This window comes from Streptomyces avidinii (assembly GCF_014650695.1).
GTDB lineage: Bacteria > Actinomycetota > Actinomycetes > Streptomycetales > Streptomycetaceae > Streptomyces > Streptomyces avidinii.
In genome coordinates this window covers 70573-94188 of the sequence record NZ_BMVL01000020.1, presented here as the reverse complement: position 1 = coordinate 94188, position 23616 = coordinate 70573, and the positions used below count along the sequence as shown (strand labels likewise).

Genomic DNA, 23616 nt, shown 5'->3' with positions numbered 1-23616 from the left:
GTCAGCCCCTCCCCCCTGACGATCCCTCCGGGGGCGCGTCGAGGATCTGCATGGGGTCGTCGTAGCGCTGGTGGATGTACGGGAGCAGGGCCTGGGCACTGACCCGCTCCACGACCCGGCCCTTCTGGTCGGTGGTCTTCTCGCCGATGGTGATCTCCACGATCCGGCGGACGGGAAGGTCGGCGACCGGGTCGAACATCGACTCCCGCAGCACGACGTCGCCGGTGATGTGCTCCAGCCTGCGGACCTTCTCGTTGCGCGTGCAGTGCACGAGCACCGGGTCGGTGTCGAAGCCCGAACCGTCCACCGCGGGGAGGAACTTGAAGTAGAAGTCGGTCTTCCTGGTGGGCTCGGGCAGCGGCAGCGCGCGGTCCACCGCGCCGCGCACCTCGACGAAGGCGATGCCGTGCCGGGCGAGCGAGGCGTGCACGACGAGGCCGTCGCGCTCGACGGTGACCTCGCCGAGTTTCTTGGGCTCGCCGAAGACCTCGCGGCCGCCGGTCAGGGCGCGCTCGTGCGTCATCGGCATGACCAGGGGGTACCAGCCCTCGACCCCGTCGTGCCGGGCGGCGACGGCCACCGAGCCGGCGCCGAGCGGGTAGCCGGGCAGGTCGACCTTGCTGATGTTGGCCCGTACGAGGGGCCGGTCGGCCGGTTTGAGCGGCGGTGGCAGGACGGCCGCCACCACGTCGGGATCGCTCTCCCAGACGGCCACGACGCCGGTGGACCAGATGTCGGGGAGCTTCGAGCTCTTCTCGCGCGACGCCGCGATCTCGGCCTCGGTCCGCGCTCCGTACCGTACGCGTGCCATCTATCGCACCATCCCTCATCTCGGGGGGTCGGGTCTGTAACACAGTTACACTGCCACCGATGAAGGGTAAAGACCCCTGCACGGACCAGAATTGACGATCCGACAGATTGGTGGTGGGGCGACCGTGTCCAGAACCGCGCTCACCCGCGACGAGGTGCTGGAGGCCGCCGCCTCGCTGGTCAAGCAGCACGGCCCGGCCGCCCTCACCATGCGCAAGCTCGCCGCCGAACTGGGCACCGCGGTGACGTCCATCTACTGGCACGTCGGCAACCGCGAGTCCCTCCTCGACGCCCTCGTCCAGCGCACCGTCGACGAGATGGGCGCCATCCGGCCGGCCGGCCGCACCCCCGCCGATCGGATCCTGGCCGTGGCCCGGATCCTGCGCCGCGAACTGCGCGCACGTCCGCACCTGATCGCGATGGTCCACGAACGCGGCCTCACCGAGCGGATGTTCCTGCCCGCCCAGCAGGCACTCGTCCACGAGGTGCACGCCGCCGGGCTGCGCGGCGCCCGGGCGGCGGACGCGGTGCGCGCCGTCCAGTTCCAGGTCGTCGGGTACCTCCTCGTCGAACGCAACCGCGAACGCGCTCCCGCGCAGTCCCCGGCCGAGAGCGAGCTCTGGGACCCGGCCGCGGCTCCCCACGATCCGGCCCTCGCCCGCGCCCTGGCCCGCCCGGCCGACCCGGACCGGCTGTTCCTGCTGTCGGTGCGAGCCCTGGTGCACGCCCTGCTCACGCCGGACCCGTAGACCGGCTGCCGCCCGGCCCGGTTGACGGCCGCGGGCTCGAACCGCTCGTCGCGGGCGACCTCGTCACGGCCCGCTCCGACGGCGGGCAGTCGCCGGCGCGGCCACGGCTGTCAGTCGGGGCCGATATCCTCTGTGACCATGCTCGCCGACCGTACGACCGCAGAGACGATGTGGCCGACCGCGTACCCACAGGGGTACGCGGTCGTCGACGTGGAGACCACCGGGCTCGCTCGCGACGACCGGATAGTCTCCGCCGCCGTCTACCGGCTCGACGCCCAGGGCAATGTGGAGGACCACTGGTACACGCTGGTCAACCCGCGGCGGGATCCGGGGCCGGTGTGGATCCACGGGCTGACGAGCGCGATGCTCGCCGACGCGCCGCTCTTCGAGGACATCGCCGAGGAGTTCGCCGACCGGCTCGCGGACCGGGTGCTGGTCGCGCACAACGCCATCTTCGACTGGCAGATGATCGCCCGGGAGTACGCGCGGGCCGCGGCGACCGCGCCGGTCCGTCAGCGCCTGTGCACCATCGCCCTGTCGAAGGAACTGAACCTGCCGCTGCCCAACCACAAGCTGGAGTCCCTCGCCGCGCACTTCGGCGTGGTCCAGCAGCGCGCCCACCACGCGCTCGACGACGCCCGGGTGCTCGCGGAGGCGTTCCGTCCCTCGCTGCACGCGGCCGCGCAGGGGGGCGTGCGGCTGCCCCTGCTGGAATGCCGGCCGCTGACCGAGTGGTCGGACTCCGCCGCCACCCCGCGGGTGGGGTACCAGTCCTCCTACCGCGGCAGCAGCTGGCGGCCCTCGCGCAAGCGGCCGCCGTGCCCGCACCCCAATCCGGGGCGCTTCGAGGACGGCAAGCCGCTGAAGCAGGGCATGCGGATCGCCTTCTCCGGTGACACCTCGGTGGAGCGGGAGCTGCTGGAGGACCGTGCGGTCGAGGCGGGCCTGCACATCGCCACGAGTGTGTCGCGGCTCACCAGTCTGCTGGTGACCAACGACCCCGACTCGGCGACCTCCAAGACGGTCAAGGCGAAGAGCTTCGGCACCCCGGTCGTCGACGAGGCGGCCTTCACCCAGCTGCTGCGGGACGTGGCCCCGGCCGAGTCCTGAACCGAACGGCCGTTGCGCCGGCCGGGTGCAGGCGCGGCGACTCACCCCGCTGGATCTTGTTCCGTTCCGTCTCCGTGCGCAGCATTCGGCCCATGGCACGTTGTGAGGTCTGCGGAAACGATTACGGCATGTCCTTCGAGGTGCACGCGCAGGGCGCCGTGCACGTCTTCGACTGCTTCTCCTGCGCCATCCACCGCATGGCGCCCGTCTGCGAGCACTGCCGGGTCTCGATCATCGGCCAGGGCGTCGAGGTCGCGGGGCAGTGGTTCTGCGGGGCGCACTGCGCCCGGGCGGAGGGGAAGGTGGGCATCGTCGACCGCGTCTGATCCGTCCGGCCCCTCCGACCCGACCGACCCCGGACGGCCACCCGGCTGCCGGGGTCCTTCGCGCTGCGGGTACCGTCGTGGGCGTGTACCGCTTTGTGCTGACCCGGCAGTGGGTGTTCCTCACCCTGATCGCCCTCGCCCTCATCCCCGTGATGATCAAGCTGGGGTTCTGGCAGTACCACCGCCATGAGCACCGGGTCACGCAGAACCAGCTGATCGAGGCGAACCTGCGGGCGAAGCCGGTACCCGTGACCGAGGTCACCTCCCCCGGGCACCGGGTCCCCCGCGCCGACTTCTGGCGCGCGGTCACCGCGACCGGCACCTACGACACCGCGCACGAGGTCGTCGTACGGATGCGCACCGACAACGACGACAAGGTCGGCTTCCACGTCCTGACCCCGCTGGTCCTCTCCGACGGCCGGGTGGTCCTGGTCAACAGGGGCTGGGTGCCGGGCGGCGACGACCCGCGCGCCTATCCGCCGGTGCCGGCCGCGCCCGCCGGTGAGGTCACCGTCACCGGCCGGCTGAAGGCCGACGAGACCAGCGGCGGCAGCGGCATCAAGGACCGCAAGGGCCTGCCGGACCGTCAGGTGATGCTGATCAACAGCGCACAGCAGGCCGAGTACCTGGGCCGGACGGTCCTCGGCGGGTACATGGAGCTCACCGCGCCGCAACCGGCGGACGGCGGCCCGGAGACCATCGCCGACCCCGACCACGACTCGATCGGCCCGCACATGGCGTACGCCGTCCAGTGGTGGCTGTTCACCGGCGCGGTTCCGGTGGGCTGGGTGGTCCTCGTACGCCGCGAGAAGCGCGAGCGCGAGGAGGAGGCGGCCGGTGCCGAAGCCTCCCGGCAGGAGCCGGCGACGGCGTAGCGTGTCGGCATGGATCTTGGACTGAAAGACCGTGTCTACATCGTCACCGGAGCCACGCGCGGCCTCGGTCTCGCCTCCGCCCGGGAGCTGACCGCCGACGGCGCGAAGGTCCTGCTGACGGGCCGTGACGAGAAGCGGGCGGCCGACGCGGCCGCCGGGCTCGGCCCGAACGCGGCCGGGGTGGCCGCCGACAACTCCGACCCGGAGGCCGCCGCGCGGCTCGTCGCGACCGCGCGGGAGCGTTTCGGCCGCCTCGACGGCATCCTCATCAGCGTCGGCGGCCCGGCGCCGGGTTTCGCGGCGGACAACACCGACGCGCAGTGGTCGGCGGCCTTCGAGTCGGTCTTCCTGGGCGCGGTCCGCCTCGCCCGGGCGGCCGCCGCCGAGCTGGGCGAGGGCGGGGTCATCGGCTTCGTCCTGTCGGGCTCGGTGCACGAGCCGATCCCCGGCCTGACCATCTCCAACGGTCTGCGCCCGGGTCTGGCGGGCTTCGCGAAGTCCCTCTCGCTGGAGCTCGGCCCGCGCGGGATCCGGGTGGTCGGCCTGCTTCCGGCACGCATCGACACCGACCGGGTGCGCGAGCTCGACGCGCTGTCGGGGGACGCGGCGGCCGCGCGGGCCGGGAACGAGTCCCGCATCCCGCTGCGCCGCTACGGTGCCCCGGAGGAGTTCGGCCGTACGGCGGCCTTCCTGCTCTCCCCGGCGGCGTCGTACCTGACGGGCGTCATGCTGCCGGTCGACGGCGGCTCCCGGCACGGCTTCTGACCTGCCGAGAGCCCCGCGTGACCGGCAGGACGCCGCCCTACGTCACGCGCTGGGACCGGTGGGACGTCACCTTGAGGCGGGCCTCCGCGGGGAGTTCCGGGAGGCCCGCCGAGGTACGGGCGTGGGTCAGCACCGGGCCCGCCACGGCGGCCAGGGCATCGGCGGGGACCGCGTGCGGTTCCAGTTCCAGCGCGACCCGCAGCGCCGGCGAGCCGCGCCGTCCGCGCAGGGCGACCCGGCAGCCGGCGACCCCCTCCACGGCGCCGGCCTCCGCGGCCACCGCTGCCTCCAGCGCGCGCCCGCGCAGCAGGGCGAACGCCCCGTCCCCGGTGTCCACGACCACCGCTCCCAGCCGGGAGCGCCGCAGTTGGGACAGCAGCCACCACAGCGCCAGCAGCACGCCCACGGCGAGTCCGGCGACCACCGCCCACCACCACCAGCCGTCGGCGTGCCAGTACCGGCTCCGGGTCGCCTCGCTCAGCAGCGGCGCCCGGCGGCCGTGCAGCGGCCACGCACCCGTCAGCACCACGATCCCCGCCGCCAGCAGCACCGTTCCGGCCACCGCCAGCAGGATCCGGTTCACCGTCCCGAGCACCCCGTCACCTCCTGACCCGTACCCGCGGCTGCGGCGGGTGCGCGAGCCCCAGTTCCTCGATTCCGACGGCCAGGACCGCGTCCAGGTCGGCCCGTACGTCGTCCAGCTCGCGGAAGTGCGAGGTGGCCCGCACCCCCACGTGGGACCGGCGCACCTTGACCCGAACGGACCGCACCCCGGACACCTCCATGGCCCGGTCCCGCAGGATCTGCGCGGCGTCCTTGCGGCCGAGCCCGGCCCGTACGCGCGCCGCCGTGTCCGGGCCGTCGGGCCCGTACGGCCCGTCCGGGGGCCGCATCGGCAGGATCCCCCGGAGTCCGGGGGCGAGCGCCAGCAGCAGGAGCACCGCCCCGGCCAGGGCGGCGGCCCCGGCGATCAGCTGCACGCCCAGGTCCGCGGGGGTGTGCGTCGCGAGGCCGTCGGCGAGATCGCGGCGCCAGCTCATCCCGGGCCGGCCGGCCCGAACCGCGGCCAGGTCGTACAGGAACAGGCCCGCCACCCCGAGCACGACCAGGGCGGTGAGCGCGGCGGGGATGCGCCGGGCGGAGCGGAACCGGTGGACCCGGCCGGAGCGGCGGGCCGTCACCGCAGCCGCCGGTCCCGCCCGCGGGCGGTCCGGGTGTGGGTGGTCCGGGTGTGGGTGGAGTGCAGGTGCTCGATGTCGATGTCCACCTCGGGTACGGACATCGACGCGCACTCCTCGACACGGAGCGCGACCTGGCGGCGTACGGCCGCGCACTGTGCGGCCAGGTCGGAGGGGTAATCCACCTCCAGGCTCACCCGGACCCGCGCGATGTCGTGGTGCACGGTGACGGTGGCGTGTGCGGGCGCGCCCGAGGTCGTGCCGAGCACTTCCCGGGCGGCCTGGGCCGCGATCTTGGCCACGACCCGGTCCGCGATGCGGGTGGCCCCGCGGTCGGCGGCGGCGACCCGGGGCGCGCCGGATCGCGGCGGGCTGCTGCTGGTGCTGTCGGTGCTGCTGCTCATCGGCGCCTCACCCGCGCCGGTCGCCGCGGCGGCGGAACAGGTCGCCGGGTTCCAGGTCCCCGTCGAGGAACCGGCCCGCGACGAAGCCGATGGCGCCGAGGGCGGCCACCAGCAGGAAGGCTCCGAAACCGCCGAAGTAACCGGCGAACGCCAGGGCCATGCCGGCGAACAGTCCGGCGATCGCCATGCTCATGCGGACTCCTCTCGGCTATTGGAGACGGGACTCCGGCTCCTCGTCGGGCTCGTCCGGCAGCTTGACGTCGCTGACCGCGATGTTGACCTCGACGACCTCCAGGCCCGTCATCCGCTCGACCGCCGAGATGACGTTCTCCCGGACCGCCCGTGCCACGTCGCGGATCGAGACGCCGTACTCCACGACGATCTCCAGGTCGAGGGCCGTCTGGACCTCGCCGACCTCCGCCTTGACCCCGCGGCTGACGCCGGCCTTGCCGCCGGGCACCCGGTCGCGGACGGCTCCGAAGGTACGGGAGAGGCCGCTGCCGCTGCCCATGGCGTGCACACCGACCACCTCGCGGGCGGCCAGTCCGGCGATCTTTTCGACCACCCCGTCGGCGATCGTCGTGCGTCCCCGTTCGCCGGGCTCCCTGCCTGAGCCCCCTGATGCGGTTTCGGTCATCGCGTGTCCCTTCACGTGGATAGCGGACTCACTCCGCACCACGTTAGGCGCCGGGCCGCGCCCGCGCCTCGGGACTACGCCGGTCGGCTGGCCGACTTTCGCCGGGGCGCCGACCGGAACGCGGCCGTCAGTCGGAGAGACCCGCCAGATCCCGCAGGCGGCGGGCCTGCGCCGCGCGCTCGGCGGCGCGCTGGTCGTCGTACGGGCGGGACGGGGCGGAGCGCAGCAGCGTCTTCGTCTCGATCACTGCGTCCCGCGGCGGGGCGAGCAGAGCCGTGGTGAGGTCCTGGACGGCTGCGTCGAGCTCGTCCGCCGGGACCACGAGGTTGGCGAGGCCGACCCGCTCCGCCTCCTCGGCGTGCACGAAGCGGCCCGTCGCGCAGATCTCCAGCGCGCGGGCGTAGCCGACCAGGGAGGTCAGGGGCTGGGTACCCGCCAGGTCCGGGACCAGACCGAGGCTGGTCTCGCGCATGGCGAACTGCACATCGTCCGCGACCACGCGCAGGTCGCACGCGAGCGCGAGCTGGAAGCCGGCGCCGATCGCGTGCCCCTGCACGGCGGCGACGGAGATGATGTCGTTGCGCCTCCACCAGGTGAATGCCTCCTGGTACTCGGCGATCGTGGAGTCGAGCAGTTCGTCCGAACCGCGTGCCAGATCGAGGAAGGACGGCTCGCCCTCGAAACCTTCGGGGGTGAACGCCTGCCGGTCGAGCCCTGCGGAGAAGGACTTGCCCTCACCGCGCAGCACGACGACCCGGACGGTGCCCGGCAACAACCTCCCGGCCTCGGCCAAAGCCCGCCAGAGCGCGGGGGATTGGGCATTTCGCTTGGCCGGATTGGTCAGTGTCACCGTGGCGACCGTGTCGTCGACGGTGAGTCGTACGCCGTCCTTGTCGAGCAGAGCCATCTTTCATGCCTCCGGTGTGCAGTCGGCCGCAAGCTCGGCCTAAGTGACTGCACAGTAACCACCCAGCCGACCGGAAGGCCGACCGGGGGTCACCGAAGGAACCGTCGGATCATGATGAACCTTGAATCCGTTGACGCGTCGGAACCGATGGGGCCGGGGTCAGGCCGTAGCCGCCTTCTTGCCGCGCGTCGCGCCACCGCGGCCACGCAGCGATACCCCGGACTCACTGAGCATCCGGTGGACGAATCCGTAGGACCGGCCGGTCTCTTCGGCCAGCGCCCGGATACTCGCACCGGAGTCGTACTTCTTCTTCAGGTCTGCCGCGAGCTTGTCGCGCGCGGCGCCGGTTACCCGGCTGCCCTTCTTCAGAGTCTCGGCCACCCGTGCCTCCTCATGGGAAGTGCGCTCTGGACTTCTCATGATCACCCCTCCCACGCTTCCTGGCCACCCATTCAGCAAGGTCGGTACGACGGCATTTCCCGAGGGGTGGACGCCCGAGCAGAACGGAATCTCCTCTTCCGCCGCATGACTTCCATCACACTCCGCTGCCCTCGCCGGGAATCGCCAGGTCAGGGGCGCGGAACCGGAAAACGAACAGCCCCGGTCGCGCACCTTCACGGGTGCGGCCGGGGCCGTCGTACGACGCGCAACGGTACGAGACCGTCTCACTCAGATGATGGATCACCCGTGAGCCGAATGATCCATAAGGAATTGGATCAGAAGCGGAACCGGAACCGGAACCCGGTCAGGCGAGGGCCACCAGGTCCCGGTAGTCCGGTCCCCACAGGTCCTCGACGCCGTCCGGGAGCAGGATGATCCGCTCCGGCTCCAGTGCCTCGACGGCGCCCTCGTCGTGCGTGACGAGGATGACGGCGCCCTTGTACGTGCGCAGCGCGCCCAGGATCTCCTCGCGGCTGGCCGGGTCGAGGTTGTTCGTCGGCTCGTCGAGGAGGAGCACGTTGGCCGAGGAGACCACCAGCGTGGCCAGGGCGAGACGGGTCTTCTCGCCACCGGAGAGCACCCCGGCGGGCTTGTCCACGTCATCGCCGGAGAACAGGAACGAGCCGAGGGTCTTGCGCACCGCGACGAGGTCCAGGTCGGGCGCGGAGGAGCGCATGTTCTCCAGCACGGTGCGCTCGGGGTCGAGCGTCTCGTGCTCCTGCGCGTAGTAGCCGAGCTTGAGGCCGTGGCCGGGGACGACGGTGCCGGTGTCCGGCTTCTCGGTGCCCGAGAGCAGCCGCAGCAGGGTGGTCTTGCCGGCGCCGTTGAGGCCGAGGATGACGACGCGGGAGCCCTTGTCGATGGCCAGGTCGACGTCGGTGAAGATCTCCAGCGAGCCGTACGACTTCGAGAGGCCCTCGGCGGTCAGCGGGGTCTTGCCGCAGGGCGCCGGGTCCGGGAAGCGGAGCTTGGCGACCTTGTCGTTGACGCGGACGGCCTCCAGGCCGGCGAGGAGCCGGTCGGCGCGCTTGGCCATGTTCTGCGCGGCCACGGTCTTGGTGGCCTTGGCGCGCATCTTGTCGGCCTGCGAGTTCAGGGCCGCGGCCTTCTTCTCGGCGTTCTGGCGCTCGCGCTTGCGGCGCTTCTCGTCGGCCTCGCGCTGCTGCTGGTAGAGCTTCCAGCCCATGTTGTAGACGTCGATCTGGGAGCGGTTGGCGTCCAGGTAGAAGACCTTGTTGACGACGGTCTCGACGAGGTCGACGTCGTGGGAGATGACGATGAAGCCACCGCGGTAGGTCTTCAGGTAGTCCCGCAGCCAGACGATCGAGTCGGCGTCGAGGTGGTTGGTGGGCTCGTCGAGGAGCAGGGTGTCGGCGTCCGAGAAGAGGATCCGGGCGAGCTCGACGCGGCGGCGCTGACCACCGGAGAGGGTGTGCAGCGGCTGGCCGAGCACCCGGTCGGGCAGGCCCAGCGCGGCCGAGATGGTCGCGGCCTCCGCCTCGGCGGCGTACCCGCCCTTGGTCAGGAACTCCGTCTCCTGGCGCTCGTACTGCTTCATCGCCTTGTCGCGGGTGCCGCCGGAGCCGGTGGCGATGCGCTCCTCGTTGGCGCGCATCTTCTTGATCAGCACGTCGAGACCGCGCGCCGACAGGATCCGGTCGCGGGCCAGTACGTCGAGGTCGCCGGTGCGCGGGTCCTGCGGGAGGTAGCCGACCTCGCCCGAGCGGGCGATGGAGCCGGCGGCGGGCTGGCCCTCGCCCGCGAGGCATTTGGTGAGGGTGGTCTTGCCCGCTCCGTTGCGGCCGACCAGGCCGATGCGGTCGCCCTTGGCGACACGGAAGGAAGCGGACTCGATGAGGACTCGGGCGCCGGCGCGCAGCTCGACGCCGGTGGCGGTGATCACGGAAATACTCCAGGGCGGGTGGGGACGGCGGAAGGGGGGCAGGACGCGAAGCTTCGACGCCGCTAATCCGCGAGGAGATTTGCCATGAGAGACATTCTACCGGGGGTGTGCAACTGGTTTCCGGGCGCGGGCCGGGCCGCCCGGCGGCCGGCCGCCGGCTCTCCCGTGTCCCCCGTCCGGCCCAGTGGCTCCCGGGGGTGGCCGAGGCGCGTATCAGGATGAATGGGTTGATACTCGCCGCATGGGCGGAGAGGCGACCGCCCCTGTTTCACGTGTGGAGGGCGGTGCGGGATGCAGTTCGACGACGACGCCAGACTCGACGGCTCCGAGGTCGAGGACAGGCGCGGCGGCGGCAGCCGCATCCCGGGCGGCAAGGCCACGGTGGGTGGCGGCATCGTCGGCCTCATCGCCCTGGTCATGGGACTGCTGTTCGGTGTGGGACCGGACCAGCTGGGACTGTCACCCGTGGACACGGAACCGGCCCCGGCCTCCTCGTCGCTCGGCGAGGTGCAGCAGGCCTGTACGTCGGGGCGGGACGCGAACACCCGGGAGGACTGCCGGCTGGTGGCGGTCGTCAGGAGCACCCAGGCCTTCTGGAAGCAGGAATTCGCCCGGCGCGGCGGCCGGTACAGCCCGGCGAACACGGTGTTCTTCGAGAACCGGGTGAACACCGCGTGCGGGATGGCGACCGAGGCGGTGGGCCCCTTCTACTGCCCCGCGGACCGCAAGGTCTATCTGGACCTCGACTTCTTCAACGACCTGCGGACGAAGTTCGGCGCGACCGGCGGCCCCTTCGCGCAGGCGTACGTGATCGCCCACGAGTACGGGCACCACATCCAGAACCTGACCGGAACCCTCCAGCGGGCCCAGGACGGTCGGCAGGGTGCGAACAGCAACGCGGTCAAGGTCGAGCTGCAGGCCGACTGCTACGCGGGGGTGTGGGCGCACAACGCCACGAACGTCGCGGACGCCTCCACGGGGCGTCCGCTGATCAAGACCCTCACCGAGGACGACATCAGGGACGGGCTGGACGCGGCCGCCGCGGTCGGCGACGACCGGATCCAGGAGAAGTTCCAGGGCCGGGTGACCCCGGAATCCTGGACCCACGGCTCGGCCGAGCAGCGGCAGCAGTGGTTCTACCAGGGCTACCGGACCGGCGACATGGCCCAGTGCAACACCTTCCGCTGACTGTCGGCGGCGCCTGCCATGCTGTGTGACGCGGGTCACCGTCACGAGAGGGAGTGATCGTCATGGCAGGCGTTCCGTCCATCTGTCCCACGCTGGTCTACCGCGACGCGAAGGCGGCCATCCGGCTGCTGACCGAGGCGTTCGGGTTCAGTCAGGTCGCCGTCTACGAGGGTGAGGACGGCGCGGTGATGCACGCCGAGCTGGCGTACGGCAACGGCATGGTGATGCTGGGCAGCTCGGGCAGTGGCGGGGCCTTCGACAAGGCCATGCAGGGCGCCGGCCCCTCGGGGGTCTATGTCGTGGTCGAGGACGTGGACGCCCACCACCGGCGGGCGGTCGAGCACGGCGCGGAGATCCTGATGGAACCCACCGACCAGGACTACGGCTCCCGCGACTACATGGCACGCGACGGCGAGGGCAACGTCTGGAGCTTCGGGACGTACGCGCCGCAGGTCTGACCCCTGCCGACGCGCACGCCCCTTGCCTGCGGAGTCACTCGCCGCCGGTGTGGACCTGGAAAGCGGCCCGGCGGACGGCCTTGGCCAGCGTCGGGTCGGGGTGGGCGGCGGCCAGCGCGACCAGGACCTGGACGGTGCGCGGATGGCCGACCGCGCGGACCTCGTCCAGCAGCCGGGGAACGGTGGTCCGGACGGCCGAGTCCAGGTGGCGGGCCAGCAGCTCGGCCTCGCCGTGGTCGGCGATGGCGGCCGCGGTGTCCACCCACAGCCAGGTCGATTCCTCGGCGGTCAGGACGTACTGAGCCTCGTCGGGGTCGATCCCGTCGTGCTCGGCGAGCCAGAGCAGGGCGTAGGGACGCAGCGCGGGCTCGCGCACGGCGGCGCGCACCTCGGGCTCGGCGGGGGCGCCGACCACGCGGAGCGCCTCGAAGGCGAGGCCGCGCAGCAGGGCGTCCTCGCCGCGGGCCGCCTGCAGCAGCTCGGCCACGGCGTGGCCGACGGGCCGGGCGGCGAGCCAGGCCTGGTACTCGGCACGGGCCGGGCCGGGGGTGAGCCGTGCGCAGCCGTGCAGCATGGCGGCGGCGGACTGCTCGATGTTCCCGGCGGGGCTCTGCGCCGCGACGCAGATCTGCTCCAGCTTGACCCAGACGGCCCAGCTGCCGAGCGGGGTGAGCGTGGCCCGGGCGGGGCCGAGGGTGACGGCGTCCACGGCCGCGAGCCCGCCGAGCGCCCAGCGCAGCAGCCGGGCGAGCGGGACGGGGCGGGCCTCGGCGGAGCCGGCCGCGGACGTCAGTGCCGTCGCGGGCTCGGCCTCGTAGGGGATCTCGCACCGCTCGTCGCGCAGTTCGGTGACGCGCTGCCCGAGCAGGTCGAGCAGGTCGGGGACGGTCACCGGGCCGGCGGAGAGCTGGAGCAGGGAGAGGAGTTGGGGCATCGCCTCGACCACCTCGGCAACGGCCGAGGGGGCGATGTCCGCGGGTGCGGGATGGACCAGCGACCAGGCGTCGAAGAGGGCGACCCAGCCGCGCAGTACGGCGGTGTCGTCGCGGTCCCAGGCGCGCAGCCGCCAGCCGGGGCGGGCGTGGCCTCCGTGCACCTCGACCAGTCCGGCGAGCCGGGCGCGGTCCCAGCCGACCCGGATCTGGCCGTGCGTCAGTCCCAGTTCTCCGGCGGCGCGTTCGACGTCGGCGGCGGGCAGGGCTCCCGTGGGGGCGGGCCGGCCGCCGTCTCCGGCACCGAGGTTCAGCTCGGCCCAGCGGGTCAGGCGTACGGCGTCGGCGAGCGAGGCCCGGGCCCGGTTCGCGAGGTCGGCCGTGGCGGGCGTACCCGCCGGGGGCCTGGGCGCGGGCCGGGTACGTCGGTCGGTCACCGCCTTGCGGGCCGCGGCGACGGAGCGCGGCGAGACGAGTCGGAGTCTGGAGTCGCGAGCCAACTGCTCATCAGGCTTTCGGGACGTCACGGAAGCAGTCTCGCCCGTCACTGGCCGAAAGCCCAAACGGAACCGGGCGTTGCCGCCGTCCGCCCGCAGTGCAGACCGGGACAAGCCGCCCGCAGGACTCCGTCCGTCACAGGGCCTTCACATGACGGACCTCGGCACATGGCTCTTCACAGCCGTTCGCGCGGCCGTCCGCCCGGCCCCTCGCCGGAGCCTCGCTCGGCCCTCGCCCGACCTTCACATAAGAGGGGTGAGGAAGCGGCGCAGGGCCTCCTCGTAACCGGCCGGGTCGGCGTTCCACATCGCGCCGTGCCCGGCCCCGCCCACGGTGTGAAGGGTGACGAGATCCGGGCGGGCGGCGGCGAGTCGGCGGGAGGGCTCCCAGGGGGCGAGCGCATCGTCCGGGCCGTGGAAGATCAGTACGGGGACGCGCAGCGCGCCGGGGTCCGCACCCGCCGGCCGGCGGTCGGCGCGCAGGCCGGCGCGGCCCTCGGCGGCCCGGACCGCCAGCGGCAGCACCACGGCAGGAGTGCCGCGCGCCGCCGCGAGCCCGCGCAGGGTGGTGTGCCAGTCGAGTACGGGCGAGTCCAGCACCAGCCCCGAGATCAGGTGGGCCAGCGCCGAGCGCTCGGCCGCGTGCAGGGCCATGGTGGCGCCGGTGGACCAGCCGTGCAGGATCACCCGGCGGGCTCCGTAGCGCGCGGCGTAGCGGATGGCGGCGTCCAGGTCCCGCCATTCCGATTCACCGAGGTGGCCGAGGCCGTCCGGGGAGGCGGGGGCGCCGAGGTCGCCCCGGTAGCCGAGGTCCAGGACGGGGAGCCGGTAGCGGTGCAGCAGGGGCATGACCACCATCGGGTGCTCACGGCTGCTGCCGAGCCCGTGCACGGTGATCACCCAGGTGTCACGGATCCCGGGCACGAACCAGGCGGGCAGGGCGCCGAGCTCCCCGGGGACGTCCACGTCCGCGTGGTCGAGCCCGAGGGCGGTGCTCGGGTTCCCGACGTGGACCTGGGGGGTGAGGGAGACGCGGGTCCCGGGGTGGAGGACGCCGTGGGTGACGGAGACGAGCCGCCGTACGACGGCGTCCGGGGCGGGGTCGGCGTCGGGGAGCACCGGGCCGACGACGGCGTGCACACCGGGTGCGACCAGGCCGTAGGTGCCGGGGCGCAGGGAGGCGAGCGAGCGGGTCAGCGTGATCGTGCCGGCGCCGGTGGAGTGGACGCTGAGCTTCGGCCCGCCGGGGAGCGGACGTCCGGGCTCGGGCCGCAGGGCCGCATCGGCGGCGTACCGGCCGACGGCGACGGCGGCCGCGCCGGCACCCAGGAGGGTCGTGGTGACGGCCGCAGCCGTTGCTGTCGCGGTTCGCACGGCTCCAGTGTCGGGGCGCGACCGTCGGCGGGCCACCGGAGGAGATCCTTCCGCCATGGGCACGGAGGGAGTGATCTAGGTCTCATTCGAGGTTGGGGGGCGGGATCGTATGCACGGCGAGCCCTCTGCGGAGGGGTTCATTCACCCGGCTTTGACGTGCATTAATGGCGTTATCTACGCCAGAATCAGGACGAATGGCCCGATCGCACCCCGTCCCAGTACACCGGTCCGCCCGAGTCAGTTCACCTTCCGTTCATCCAGGTTGCCTACGGTCGCCGAGCCACTGACGTCAAACAGAAGCCTGGGTAAATGGAGCACATAACGCTTCTCCTCGGGATCGTGATCATTACCGCTCTCGTGTTCGACTTCACGAACGGTTTCCACGACACGGCCAACGCGATGGCCACCACCATCTCGACCGGCGCCCTCAAGCCCAAGACGGCGGTGGCCATGTCCGCCGTGCTCAACCTCGTCGGCGCGTTCATGTCCGTGGAGGTCGCCAAGACGATCTCCAAGGGACTGGTCAACGAGGAGGGCATTCAGCCAGAGGTGATCTTCGCCGCCCTGGTCGGAGCCATCCTCTGGAACCTCGTCACCTGGCTGGTCGGCCTCCCCTCCAGCTCCTCGCACGCCCTGATGGGCGGCCTGATCGGTGCCGCGGTCGCTTCGGCCGGCATCGGCGCGGTCAACGGCAGCGTCGTCGTCACCAAGGTCCTCATCCCCGCGATCGCCGCCCCGCTGGTGGCCGGCATCGCCGCGTACCTGGCCGCCAAGCTCACCTACAAGCTGGGCAACAGGGTCGGGGAGAAGACCTCCGCCAAGGGTTACCGCGCCGGTCAGATCGCCTCGGCCGGCCTCGTCTCCCTCGCGCACGGCACCAACGACGCGCAGAAGACGATGGGCATCATCACCCTGGCCCTCATCGCCGGCGGCGCGATCGCGCCCGACGCGAACCCGCCGGTCTGGGTCATCGTCTCCGCCGGTATGGCGATCGCGATGGGCACCTACCTGGGCGGCTGGCGCATCATCCGCACCATGGGCAGCGGCCTGACCGACCTGCACCCGCAGCAGGGCTTCGCCGCCCAGACCTCGGCCGCGTCCGTCATCCTGGCCTCCTCGAACCTGGGCTTCTCGCTCTCCACCACCCACTCGTGCTCCGGCGCGGTCATGGGTGCGGGCCTGGGCCGCAAGGGCGGTGTGGTCCGCTGGTCCACCGCGACCCGCATGTTCGTCGCCTGGGGTCTGACCCTGCCGGCCGCCGCGCTGGTCTCGGCCGGTGCCGAGCTGGTCATGCGCATCGGTGACGTCGGCATCGCCGCGGTCACGCTCTTCCTGATCGGCTCGTGCCTGGCCATCTGGCTCATCTCGCGCCGCCAGGTCGTCGACCACAACAACGTCAACGAGGTGGAGCCGGCCCGCGCCGAGGAGCCGGGTGTCGTCACCACGGCGATCGCCGCGGTCACCGTCCCGCCGACCGTTGCCGCCGCCGGCACCATCCCCGCCGGTACGACCGCCGCGGCCACCACCGCCGAGGTCACGGACGACGCACTCAAGGCCACCATCCCGGCCGCGACGCAGACCCCGGCGGCTCCGGCCGCCGCGGTCTGACCGAGACACCCGGACCCGGACATTCAGAAAGCGGCAGTATGAAGATCGACTGGGAAGCGCTCGGCTCCGTCTTCGGGGTCAGCCTCCTCGCCACCGTCGCCCTCGTGGCCCTCTTCACCCTGGGCCTGGTGGGCCTGTCCAAGCACGAGACCGCCACCGAGCAGGGCGGCACCGCCACCCTCGCCCGCAGCGGCGCCTACGCCTGCTTCGCGCTCGTCGCGGCGGCCGTGGGCTACGCGATCTACCTGATCGTCGCCTGATCCGCCGCCTCGCGGCCGACCGCGCGTGAAAGCTCCCTCCGGGTTTGTCCCGGAGGGAGCTTTTCGCATCCCGTGCCCCTACCGCGCCGCAGGTCAACGGCGAGTTGACGGGCTTCGCGGTGCATGGTGGACTGCCCGAGCCAATACGGCGGCATGGAGAGGAAGTCCGGTGCGAATCCGGCGCGGTCCCGCCACTGTCACCGGGTGCGCACGCCGCGCGTGCCTCCCGGGAGCCAGGAACTCTCGCCGCCGGACACGTCGAACCAGGGCGCGGACCCTGAGTGAGGACATACCTGCCACCATGCGTGCCGATCGCGTCTTCGCGTACGGCGTCACGGCGGGCCTGATCGGCGACCGGATCCTCGGTGATCCGCGCCGAGGGCACCCCGTGGCCGCCTTCGGACGGGCCGCCGCCGCCGTCGAGCGCTCCCTGTGGCGCGACGACCGCGCCCGGGGCCTCCTGCACACCCTGGTGTGCGCCGGGGGCGCGGCCGCCGTCGGAGCGCTGGGCGCCCGCGCCGTGCGCTCCCGGCCCGCTGCCGTCCGTGTCGCCCTGACCGCCGCCGCCACCTGGGCCGTCGTGGGCGGCACCTCGCTGGGCCGGGAGGCCCGCGCCATCGGCGGCGCCCTCGCCGCCGGGGACACCGAGGTCGCCCGCGAGCGGCTGCCACACCTGTGCGGGCGCGACCCGCAGTCCCTGGACGGGCAGCAGATGGCCCGCGCCGTCGTGGAGTCCGTCGCCGAGAACACCTCCGACGCGGTGGTGGGGGCCCTGGTGTGGGGCGCCGTCGCCGGAGTCCCCGGGCTGCTGGCCTTCCGCGCCGTGAACACCCTGGACGCGATGGTCGGCCACAGGTCCCCCCGCTACCTGCGCTACGGCTGGGCCTCCGCCCGGCTCGACGACCTGGCCGGCTGGCCCGGGGCCCGGCTGACGGCGGTCGCCGCCGTACTGGCCGGACCCGACCGGCGGGGCGCCGTACGGGCCTGGCGCGCCGACGCCGCCGCTCACCCCAGCCCGAACGCCGGCCCCGTCGAGGCCTCCTTCGCCGGGGCGCTCGGCGTCAGGCTGGGCGGGACCCTCGCCTACGGCGGCCGGGTCGAGCACCGGGCCGTACTGAACGGCTCCGCCGGGCGGCCGGTGGAGGTGGCGGACATCGAGCGGGCCGTACGGCTGTCGCGGCAGGTGACCTGGCTGGCACTGGGCGCCTGTGTGGCCGCCCGGCTGCTGGTCTCGCGTACGACACGGAGAGGGCGGCGCGCATGAGCGGCGCGAAGCGCGGCGGGGGTCTGCTGGTCGCGGGCACCACGTCGGACGCGGGCAAGAGCGTGGTCACGGCGGGCATCTGCCGCTGGCTGGCGCGACAGGGCGTGAAGGTGGCGCCCTTCAAGGCGCAGAACATGTCGCTGAACTCCTTCGTGACCCTGGAGGGTGCCGAGATCGGGCGCGCCCAGGCGATGCAGGCCCAGGCGGCCCGCGTGGAGCCGACCGCGCTGATGAACCCCGTGCTGCTCAAGCCGGGCAGCGACCGCAGCAGCCAGGTGGTGCTCCTGGGCAAGCCGGTGGGCGAGATGAGCGCCCGCGGCTACCACGGCGGGCGCCAGGAGCAGTTGCTCGGCATCGTCACGGACTGTCTGGAGCAGCTGCGGGGCACGTATGACGCCGTGATCTGCGAGGGGGCGGGGAGTCCGGCCGAGATCAACCTGCGCCGGACCGACATCGTGAACATGGGGATAGCGCGGGCCGCGCGGTTCCCGGTGGTCGTGGTCGGGGACATCGACCGCGGCGGGGTCTTCGCGTCCTTCTTCGGGACGACGGCGCTGCTGTCCCCCGAGGACCAGGCCCTGATCGCCGGGTACATGGTCAACAAGTTCCGCGGCGACGTGTCGCTGCTGGAGCCGGGCATGGAGATGCTCCGCGGCCTGACGGGCCGGGCCACGTACGGGGTGCTGCCGTTCCGGCACGGGCTGGGCATCGACGAGGAGGACGGCCTGCGGGTCTCGCTGCGCGGTGCGGTACGGGAGTCCGTGGTGGCGCCGCCGGTCGGCGCGGACGTGCTGCGCGTCGCTGTGTGCGCGGTGCCGCTGATGTCGAACTTCACGGACGTCGACGCGCTCGCGGCGGAGCCGGGGGTCGTGGTGCGGTTCGTGGACCGGGCCGAGGAACTGGCCGACGCGGACCTGGTCGTCGTACCGGGCACCCGCGGCACGGTCAAGGCCCTGCAGTGGCTGCGGGAACGCGGGCTCGCGGACGCGCTGCTGCGGCGGGCCGCCGAGGGACGACCGGTACTGGGCATCTGCGGCGGGTTCCAGGTGCTGGGCGAGCGGATCTCGGACGAGGTCGAATCCCGGGCGGGCGAGGTCGACGGCCTCGGACTGCTCCCCGTACGGGTCCGCTTCGAGCGGGAGAAGACCCTGGCGCGGCCCTCCGGGACCGCGCTCGGCGAGGACGTCTCCGGCTACGAGATCCACCACGGCGTGGCCGAGGTGCTGGGCGGTGAGGCCTTCCTGGACGGCTGCCGGGTCGGGTCGGTGTGGGGCACCCACTGGCACGGTTCCCTGGAGTCGGACGGCTTCCGCCGGGCATTCCTCCGGGAGGTGGCGGCGGCCGCGGGGCGCGCCTTCGTCCCTGCGCCGGACACCTCGTTCGCCGCGCTGCGGGAGGAGCAGCTGGACCTGCTCGGCGACCTGATCGAAGAACACGCGGACACGCATGCACTGCTGGGGCTGATCGAGTCCGGCGCCCCTGCCGGGCTGCCGTTCCTCCCCCCGGGTGCCCCGTGACGGGCCGCCGGGCCCTGCGGGGCTCTCCCCCACCCCGCCCCTTCCCGAAACCGGGCTCTGCCCGGACCCGCGCCTCAAACGCCGGCGAGGCCGAATCCCCGGCCCCGCCGGCGATGGGGGCGCGGGGGCCGGGGGCAGAGCCCCCGTCCCGCCGCACCGGCCTGCACAACAGCCCGCCCGCACAGACCCGTACCCGCACCGAGAGAGGCATCGCATGAGCACGCCCTATCCGTTCACCGCAGTGGTCGGCCAGTCCGACCTGCGGCTGGCGCTCCTGCTCAACGCCGTGAGCCCAGCAGTCGGCGGGGTGCTCGTGCGCGGCGAGAAGGGGACCGCCAAGTCCACCGCCGTCCGCGCCCTGTCCGCGCTGCTGCCGCAGGTCGACGTCGTGTCCGGCTGTCGGTTCAGCTGCGCGCCCGCCGCTCCCGACCCGGCCTGCCCGGACGGCCCGCACGAGACCGGCTCCGGTGCCCTGCGGCCCGCCCGCATGGTGGAGTTGCCCGTCGGTGCCTCCGAGGACCGCCTCGTGGGCGCCCTCGACATCGAACGGGCCCTCGCCGAGGGAGTGAAGGCCTTCGAGCCCGGGCTGCTCGCCGACGCCCACCGCGGGATCCTCTACGTCGACGAGGTCAACCTCCTCCACGACCACCTGATCGACCTGCTGCTGGACGCCGCCGCGATGGGCGCCTCGTACGTGGAGCGCGAGGGCGTCTCCGTCCGGCACGCCGCCCGCTTCCTGCTCGTCGGCACGATGAACCCCGAGGAGGGCGAGCTGCGCCCGCAGCTCCTCGACCGGTTCGGGCTGACCGTCGAGGTGGCCGCCTCCCGCGAGCCCGCCCAGCGCGTCGAGGTCGTCCGCCGCCGACTGTCCTACGAGGACGATCCGACGGGCTTCGCGACCCGCTGGGCCGGTGACGAGCACGAGGTCCGCGCCCGTGTGGTGGCCGCGCGGGCACTGCTGCCGAAGGTCTCGCTGGGCGACACCGCGCTCCTGCAGATCGCGGCGACCTGCGCCGGTTTCGAGGTCGACGGGATGCGCGCCGACATCGTGATGGCGCGGACGGCGACCGCGCTGGCCGCCTGGGCTGGGCGGACCGAGGTGCGCAAGGAGGACGTCCGGCAGGCCGCTCTGCTGGCGCTCCCCCACCGGCGGCGCCGCAACCCGTTCGACGCGCCCGGCCTCGACGAGGACATGCTCGACCGGATCCTGGACCAGTTCCCCGACGAGGAGCCGGAGCCCGACCCGGAGCCCGAGCCGGAGCCGGAGGGTCCCGACGACGGCGGCCCCGAGGACGGCGGCCCCGACGGCGGCCCCGGTGGCACGCCCCCGCAGGGCGGTGGCCCCGACGTCCCGGAGACCGAGCGGCAGCCCGAGTCCGATGCCGCCGACGCACCGGAGGCGCCGGAGGCACCCGAAGCTCCGCAGTCCCCCGAGCCGCAGCCCTCCGCCCAGGAGAGCACCGGGCCCGAACAGGCCGCCGTACGCGCCGCCGAGCCGTTCCGGACCAAGATGCTCAGCGTGCCCGGCCTCGGCGAGGGCGCGTCGGGCCGCCGCTCCCGCGCCCGCACCGCCCACGGCCGAACCACCGGCGCCACGCGCCCGCGCGGGCACCTGACGAAGCTGCACCTCGCCGCCACCATCCAGGCCGCCGCGCCGCACCAGAAGGCCCGCGGCCGCGCCGGACGCGGTCTGGTGATCCGCAAGGACGATCTGCGTCAGGCCACGCGGGAGGGCCGCGAGGGCAACCTCGTCCTGTTCGTCGTCGACGCCTCCGGCTCCATGGCCGCCCGGCAGCGCATGGGCGCGGTCAAGGGCGCCGTGCTCTCACTGCTCCTGGACGCCTACCAGCGCCGGGACAAGGTCGGCCTGATCACCTTCCGCGGGGCCACGGCCGAGCTGGCCCTGCCGCCGACCTCCTCGGTGGACGCGGCCGCGGCCCGGCTGGAGCAGCTGCCGACGGGCGGCCGCACCCCGCTCGCCGCCGGGCTGCTGAAGGCCCACGAGGTGCTGCGGATCGAGCGGTTGCGGGATCCCTCGCGCCGGCCGCTGCTCGTGGTCGTCACCGACGGGCGGGCCACGTCGGCCGGGAACGCCGGGGGTCGTACGGACAGCACCCCGCGCGAGCTCGCCGGGCACAGCGCGCGGCTGCTGCAGGCCGGGGGCGTCGCGTCCGTGGTCGTGGACTGCGAGTCCGGGCCGGTCCGGCTGGGGCTGGCCGGCGTACTGGCCCGGGACCTCGGCGGTCCCGCCGTCACGCTCGACGGGCTGCGGGCCGACTCGCTGGCCGGGCTCGTGAAGAACGTACGTACGGCAGTGGCATCCACTGCATCAACCGACAGCAACAGGAGGGCCGCGTAATGCCCCAGGGACAGCCGTCCGTCGTTCCGGACGACGGGCTCACGACGCGCCAGCGCCGCAACCGTCCGCTGGTCTTCGTCCACACCGGCCCCGGCAAGGGCAAGTCCACGGCGGCCTTCGGGCTGGCGCTGCGCGCCTGGAACCAGGGCTGGCCGATCGGGGTGTTCCAGTTCGTCAAGTCGGCGAAGTGGAAGGTCGGCGAGGAGAACGCGCTCAAGGTGCTCGGCGCCTCCGGCGAGGGCGGCTCCGTCGTCTGGCACAAGATGGGCGAGGGCTGGTCCTGGGTCCAGCGGGACGCGCAGCTCGACAACGAGCAGGCGGCCAAGGAGGGCTGGGAGCAGGTCAAGCGCGACCTGGCCGCCGAGACGCACAAGCTGTACGTCCTCGACGAGTTCGCCTACCCGATGCACTGGGGCTGGATCGACGTCGACGAGGTCATCGAGGTGCTGCGCAACCGCCCCGGCACGCAGCACGTGGTGATCACGGGCCGCAACGCGCCGGAGAAGCTGGTGGAGTTCGCGGACCTCGTCACCGAGATGACCAAGGTCAAGCACCCGATGGACACGGGGCAGAAGGGCCAGAAGGGCATCGAGTGGTGACTTCGTACCCGTTCAACGTGCCTCGTCTGGTCATCGCCGCTCCGTCGTCCGGCAGCGGCAAGACCACCGTCGCCACGGGCCTGATGGCGGCCTTCTCGGAGCGCGGCCTCGCCGTGTCCCCGCACAAGGCCGGGCCCGACTACATCGACCCCGGCTACCACGCGCTGGCCACCGGCCGGCCGGGACGCAACCTCGACGCCTTCATGTGCGGGCCGGAGCTGGTCGCTCCGCTGTTCGCGCACGGGGCGGCCGGGTGCGATCTCGCCGTGGTCGAGGGCGTGATGGGGCTCTACGACGGCGCCGCGGGCCGGGGTGAACTGGCATCGACGGCGCAGGTGGCGAAGCTGCTGCGGGCGCCGGTGGTGCTGGTGGTCGACGCCTCCTCGCAGTCGCGGTCGGTGGCGGCGCTGGTGCACGGCTTCGCATCCTTCGACCCGCAGGTGCGGCTGGGGGGCGTGATCCTGAACAAGGTCGGCTCCGACCGGCACGAGGTGATGCTGCGGGAGGCCCTGGAGGAGGCGGGGATGCCGGTCCTCGGCGTCCTGCGACGGGCTCCGCAGGTGGCCACGCCCTCGCGCCACCTGGGCCTTGTGCCGGTTGCCGAGCGACGCTCCGACGCGCTCACCGCCGTCTCGGCCCTGGCCGCCCAGGTCCGTGCCGGCTGCGACCTGGACGCCCTGATGGCCGTGGCCCGCACGGCCCCGCCACTGGACTGCGAGGCGTGGTCTGCGGCTACTGCGCTGACGCGCAGCCGGGGCGCAGCCCCGGACCCCGCTCCTCAAACGCCGGAGGGGTTGGGCACTTCAGCCTCGCCCGCGTTTCAGGCGCGGGGGTCCGGGGGCGGCGCCGCACCGGTCATCGCCGTCGCGGGCGGGCCGGCGTTCACCTTCTCCTACGCCGAGCACACGGAGCTGCTGCAAGCCGCCGGGGCGGAGGTCGTCACCTTCGACCCGCTCCGGGACGAGGAGCTCCCCGCCGGAACCACCGGCCTGGTGATCGGCGGCGGCTTCCCCGAGGTGTACGCGCCGGAGCTGTCCGCCAACGAACCGCTCCGCAAGGCCGTGGCCCGCTTCGCCGAGGCCGGCGGCCCGGTGGCCGCCGAATGCGCCGGGCTGCTGTACCTCGCGCGGTCGCTCGACGGCAAGCCCATGTGCGGCGTGCTCGACGCCGATGCCCGGATGTCGGAGCGGCTCACCCTCGGCTACCGCGAGGCGGTCGCGGTGTCGGACAGCGCGCTCGCGCAGGCCGGGACCCGGCTGCGCGGGCACGAGTTCCACCGCACGGTGATCGAGCCGGGCGCCGGGGCGGCCCCGGCCTGGGGGTTCACGCACCCCGAACGCCGGGTCGAGGGCTTCGTACAGCAGGGCGTGCATGCCAGCTACCTGCACACGCACTGGGCGGCGGAGCCGTCCGTCGCGCTCCGCTTCGTCGAAGCGGCGGCGGCTCGGCCGTGAG

General features: G+C 73.2%; 24 protein-coding genes, 1 pseudogene and 1 riboswitch. Of the genes and pseudogenes, 14 read left to right on the top strand and 11 right to left on the bottom strand.

The window, feature by feature from the left end; all coding sequences use genetic code 11:
* Position 1: 1 nt before the first annotated feature.
* A complete protein-coding gene (locus IE257_RS34860; RefSeq protein WP_189973847.1) occupies positions 2–811 on the bottom strand; it encodes an acetoacetate decarboxylase family protein in 810 nt (269 codons plus the stop codon).
* A 124-nt stretch (positions 812–935) separates the two neighbouring features.
* On the opposite strand from IE257_RS34860, the gene IE257_RS34855 reads away from it, so the two are divergent.
* The 5 genes from IE257_RS34855 (at position 936) to IE257_RS34835 (ending at position 4635) form a co-directional block, all read left to right on the top strand.
* Positions 936–1559 (top strand): TetR/AcrR family transcriptional regulator, encoded by a 624-nt coding sequence (locus IE257_RS34855; protein WP_189973846.1) that lies wholly within the window; start codon positions 936–938, stop codon positions 1557–1559.
* 132 nt (positions 1560–1691) lie between these two features.
* Entirely contained in the window at positions 1692–2669 is a 978-nt protein-coding gene (locus tag IE257_RS34850; protein ID WP_189973845.1) for a DEDDh family exonuclease, read from the top strand.
* 92 nt (positions 2670–2761) lie between these two features.
* The gene (locus tag IE257_RS34845; RefSeq protein ID WP_030009585.1) at positions 2762–2995 is read left to right on the top strand and encodes a metallothionein; all 234 of its coding nucleotides are present in this window, start codon (positions 2762–2764) and stop codon (positions 2993–2995) included.
* Between the two features lie 83 nt (positions 2996–3078).
* Positions 3079–3870, top strand: a complete 792-nt coding sequence (locus IE257_RS34840) for an SURF1 family cytochrome oxidase biogenesis protein (RefSeq protein WP_189973844.1) — start codon at positions 3079–3081, stop codon at positions 3868–3870.
* A gap of 9 nt (positions 3871–3879) precedes the next feature.
* Positions 3880–4635: an SDR family oxidoreductase gene (locus IE257_RS34835; RefSeq protein ID WP_189973843.1), complete on the top strand. Its 756-nt coding sequence runs from the start codon at positions 3880–3882 to the stop codon at positions 4633–4635.
* 37 nt (positions 4636–4672) lie between these two features.
* Here the strand turns inward: IE257_RS34835 and amaP are convergent, their stop codons facing one another.
* From amaP to IE257_RS34795, 8 genes are all read right to left on the bottom strand, one after another.
* Positions 4673–5230, bottom strand: coding sequence for an alkaline shock response membrane anchor protein AmaP (gene amaP, locus IE257_RS34830; protein WP_189973842.1), 558 nt, complete (start codon positions 5228–5230; stop codon positions 4673–4675).
* Positions 5231–5234: 4 nt separating this feature from the next.
* The gene (locus IE257_RS34825; protein ID WP_189973841.1) at positions 5235–5816 is read right to left on the bottom strand and encodes a DUF6286 domain-containing protein; all 582 of its coding nucleotides are present in this window, start codon (positions 5814–5816) and stop codon (positions 5235–5237) included.
* Positions 5813–6217, bottom strand: a complete 405-nt coding sequence (locus IE257_RS34820) for an Asp23/Gls24 family envelope stress response protein (protein WP_189973840.1) — start codon at positions 6215–6217, stop codon at positions 5813–5815. The genes IE257_RS34825 and IE257_RS34820 overlap by 4 nt, the downstream gene beginning before the upstream one ends.
* Positions 6218–6224: 7 nt before the next feature.
* Positions 6225–6410 (bottom strand): hypothetical protein, encoded by a 186-nt coding sequence (locus tag IE257_RS34815; protein WP_189973839.1) that lies wholly within the window; start codon positions 6408–6410, stop codon positions 6225–6227.
* A 15-nt stretch (positions 6411–6425) separates the two neighbouring features.
* Entirely contained in the window at positions 6426–6854 is a 429-nt protein-coding gene (locus tag IE257_RS34810) for an Asp23/Gls24 family envelope stress response protein (RefSeq protein ID WP_189973838.1), read from the bottom strand.
* Between the two features lie 127 nt (positions 6855–6981).
* Positions 6982–7761 (bottom strand): enoyl-CoA hydratase/isomerase family protein, encoded by a 780-nt coding sequence (locus IE257_RS34805; RefSeq protein WP_189973837.1) that lies wholly within the window; start codon positions 7759–7761, stop codon positions 6982–6984.
* Positions 7762–7920: 159 nt separating this feature from the next.
* Positions 7921–8142: a helix-turn-helix domain-containing protein gene (locus IE257_RS34800; protein WP_030010789.1), complete on the bottom strand. Its 222-nt coding sequence runs from the start codon at positions 8140–8142 to the stop codon at positions 7921–7923.
* A 364-nt stretch (positions 8143–8506) separates the two neighbouring features.
* Complete coding sequence (locus IE257_RS34795) at positions 8507–10105, bottom strand: ABC-F family ATP-binding cassette domain-containing protein (protein WP_189973836.1); 1599 nt, start codon at positions 10103–10105, stop codon at positions 8507–8509.
* A 291-nt stretch (positions 10106–10396) separates the two neighbouring features.
* Here IE257_RS34795 and ypfJ point away from each other — a divergent pair, with 291 nt between their 5' ends.
* Together ypfJ and IE257_RS34785 are read left to right on the top strand one after the other, a co-directional pair.
* Complete coding sequence (gene ypfJ / locus IE257_RS34790) at positions 10397–11293, top strand: KPN_02809 family neutral zinc metallopeptidase (RefSeq protein ID WP_189973835.1); 897 nt, start codon at positions 10397–10399, stop codon at positions 11291–11293.
* A 62-nt stretch (positions 11294–11355) separates the two neighbouring features.
* A complete protein-coding gene (locus IE257_RS34785) occupies positions 11356–11751 on the top strand; it encodes a VOC family protein (protein WP_189973834.1) in 396 nt (131 codons plus the stop codon).
* Positions 11752–11785: 34 nt separating this feature from the next.
* Here IE257_RS34785 and IE257_RS34780 read toward each other — a convergent pair whose 3' ends face one another.
* Entirely contained in the window at positions 11786–13210 is a 1425-nt protein-coding gene (locus IE257_RS34780; RefSeq protein ID WP_372453162.1) for a hypothetical protein, read from the bottom strand.
* Positions 13211–13423: 213 nt separating this feature from the next.
* Entirely contained in the window at positions 13424–14554 is a 1131-nt protein-coding gene (locus tag IE257_RS34775; RefSeq protein ID WP_189973833.1) for an alpha/beta hydrolase family protein, read from the bottom strand.
* Between the two features lie 309 nt (positions 14555–14863).
* On the opposite strand from IE257_RS34775, the gene IE257_RS34770 reads away from it, so the two are divergent.
* From IE257_RS34770 to IE257_RS34740, 7 genes and pseudogenes are all read left to right on the top strand, one after another.
* A complete protein-coding gene (locus IE257_RS34770) occupies positions 14864–16162 on the top strand; it encodes an inorganic phosphate transporter (protein WP_189973832.1) in 1299 nt (432 codons plus the stop codon).
* Positions 16163–16200: 38 nt separating this feature from the next.
* Positions 16201–16422: a hypothetical protein gene (locus IE257_RS34765; RefSeq protein ID WP_030386568.1), complete on the top strand. Its 222-nt coding sequence runs from the start codon at positions 16201–16203 to the stop codon at positions 16420–16422.
* Between the two features lie 100 nt (positions 16423–16522).
* Positions 16523–16687: riboswitch (cobalamin riboswitch) on the top strand.
* Positions 16688–16723: 36 nt separating this feature from the next.
* Positions 16724–17686, top strand: a complete 963-nt coding sequence (locus IE257_RS34760) for a cobalamin biosynthesis protein (protein WP_189973831.1) — start codon at positions 16724–16726, stop codon at positions 17684–17686.
* Positions 17683–19200: pseudogene (locus IE257_RS34755) on the top strand (cobyric acid synthase); the annotation flags it as partial. The gene IE257_RS34760 and the pseudogene IE257_RS34755, both read left to right, overlap by 4 nt.
* A 217-nt stretch (positions 19201–19417) precedes the next feature.
* The gene (locus IE257_RS34750; protein ID WP_189973829.1) at positions 19418–21562 is read left to right on the top strand and encodes a putative cobaltochelatase; all 2145 of its coding nucleotides are present in this window, start codon (positions 19418–19420) and stop codon (positions 21560–21562) included.
* Complete coding sequence (gene cobO / locus IE257_RS34745; protein WP_030013115.1) at positions 21562–22161, top strand: cob(I)yrinic acid a,c-diamide adenosyltransferase; 600 nt, start codon at positions 21562–21564, stop codon at positions 22159–22161. Before IE257_RS34750 ends, cobO begins: the two co-directional genes overlap by 1 nt.
* Positions 22155–23615 (top strand): cobyrinic acid a,c-diamide synthase CobB, encoded by a 1461-nt coding sequence (locus tag IE257_RS34740; RefSeq protein ID WP_189973828.1) that lies wholly within the window; start codon positions 22155–22157, stop codon positions 23613–23615. Before cobO ends, IE257_RS34740 begins: the two co-directional genes overlap by 7 nt.
* Position 23616 lies beyond the last annotated feature (1 nt).

Excerpts from the sequence above, each read along its gene's own strand:
- IE257_RS34760 (WP_189973831.1), top strand. The coding sequence starts at position 16,724 with ATGCGTGCCGATCGCGTCTTCGCGTACGGCGTCACGGCGGGCCTGATC.
- IE257_RS34860 (WP_189973847.1), bottom strand. The coding sequence starts at position 811 with ATGGCACGCGTACGGTACGGAGCGCGGACCGAGGCCGAGATCGCGGCG.
- IE257_RS34805 (WP_189973837.1), bottom strand. The coding sequence starts at position 7,761 with ATGGCTCTGCTCGACAAGGACGGCGTACGACTCACCGTCGACGACACG.
- IE257_RS34785 (WP_189973834.1), top strand. The coding sequence starts at position 11,356 with ATGGCAGGCGTTCCGTCCATCTGTCCCACGCTGGTCTACCGCGACGCG.
- IE257_RS34750 (WP_189973829.1), top strand. The coding sequence starts at position 19,418 with ATGAGCACGCCCTATCCGTTCACCGCAGTGGTCGGCCAGTCCGACCTG.
- IE257_RS34815 (WP_189973839.1), bottom strand. The coding sequence starts at position 6,410 with ATGAGCATGGCGATCGCCGGACTGTTCGCCGGCATGGCCCTGGCGTTC.
- cobO (WP_030013115.1), top strand. The coding sequence starts at position 21,562 with ATGCCCCAGGGACAGCCGTCCGTCGTTCCGGACGACGGGCTCACGACG.
- IE257_RS34770 (WP_189973832.1), top strand. The coding sequence starts at position 14,864 with ATGGAGCACATAACGCTTCTCCTCGGGATCGTGATCATTACCGCTCTC.
- IE257_RS34820 (WP_189973840.1), bottom strand. The coding sequence starts at position 6,217 with ATGAGCAGCAGCACCGACAGCACCAGCAGCAGCCCGCCGCGATCCGGC.
- ypfJ (WP_189973835.1), top strand. The coding sequence starts at position 10,397 with ATGCAGTTCGACGACGACGCCAGACTCGACGGCTCCGAGGTCGAGGAC.
- IE257_RS34835 (WP_189973843.1), top strand. The coding sequence starts at position 3,880 with ATGGATCTTGGACTGAAAGACCGTGTCTACATCGTCACCGGAGCCACG.
- IE257_RS34845 (WP_030009585.1), top strand. The coding sequence starts at position 2,762 with ATGGCACGTTGTGAGGTCTGCGGAAACGATTACGGCATGTCCTTCGAG.
- IE257_RS34810 (WP_189973838.1), bottom strand. The coding sequence starts at position 6,854 with ATGACCGAAACCGCATCAGGGGGCTCAGGCAGGGAGCCCGGCGAACGG.
- IE257_RS34765 (WP_030386568.1), top strand. The coding sequence starts at position 16,201 with ATGAAGATCGACTGGGAAGCGCTCGGCTCCGTCTTCGGGGTCAGCCTC.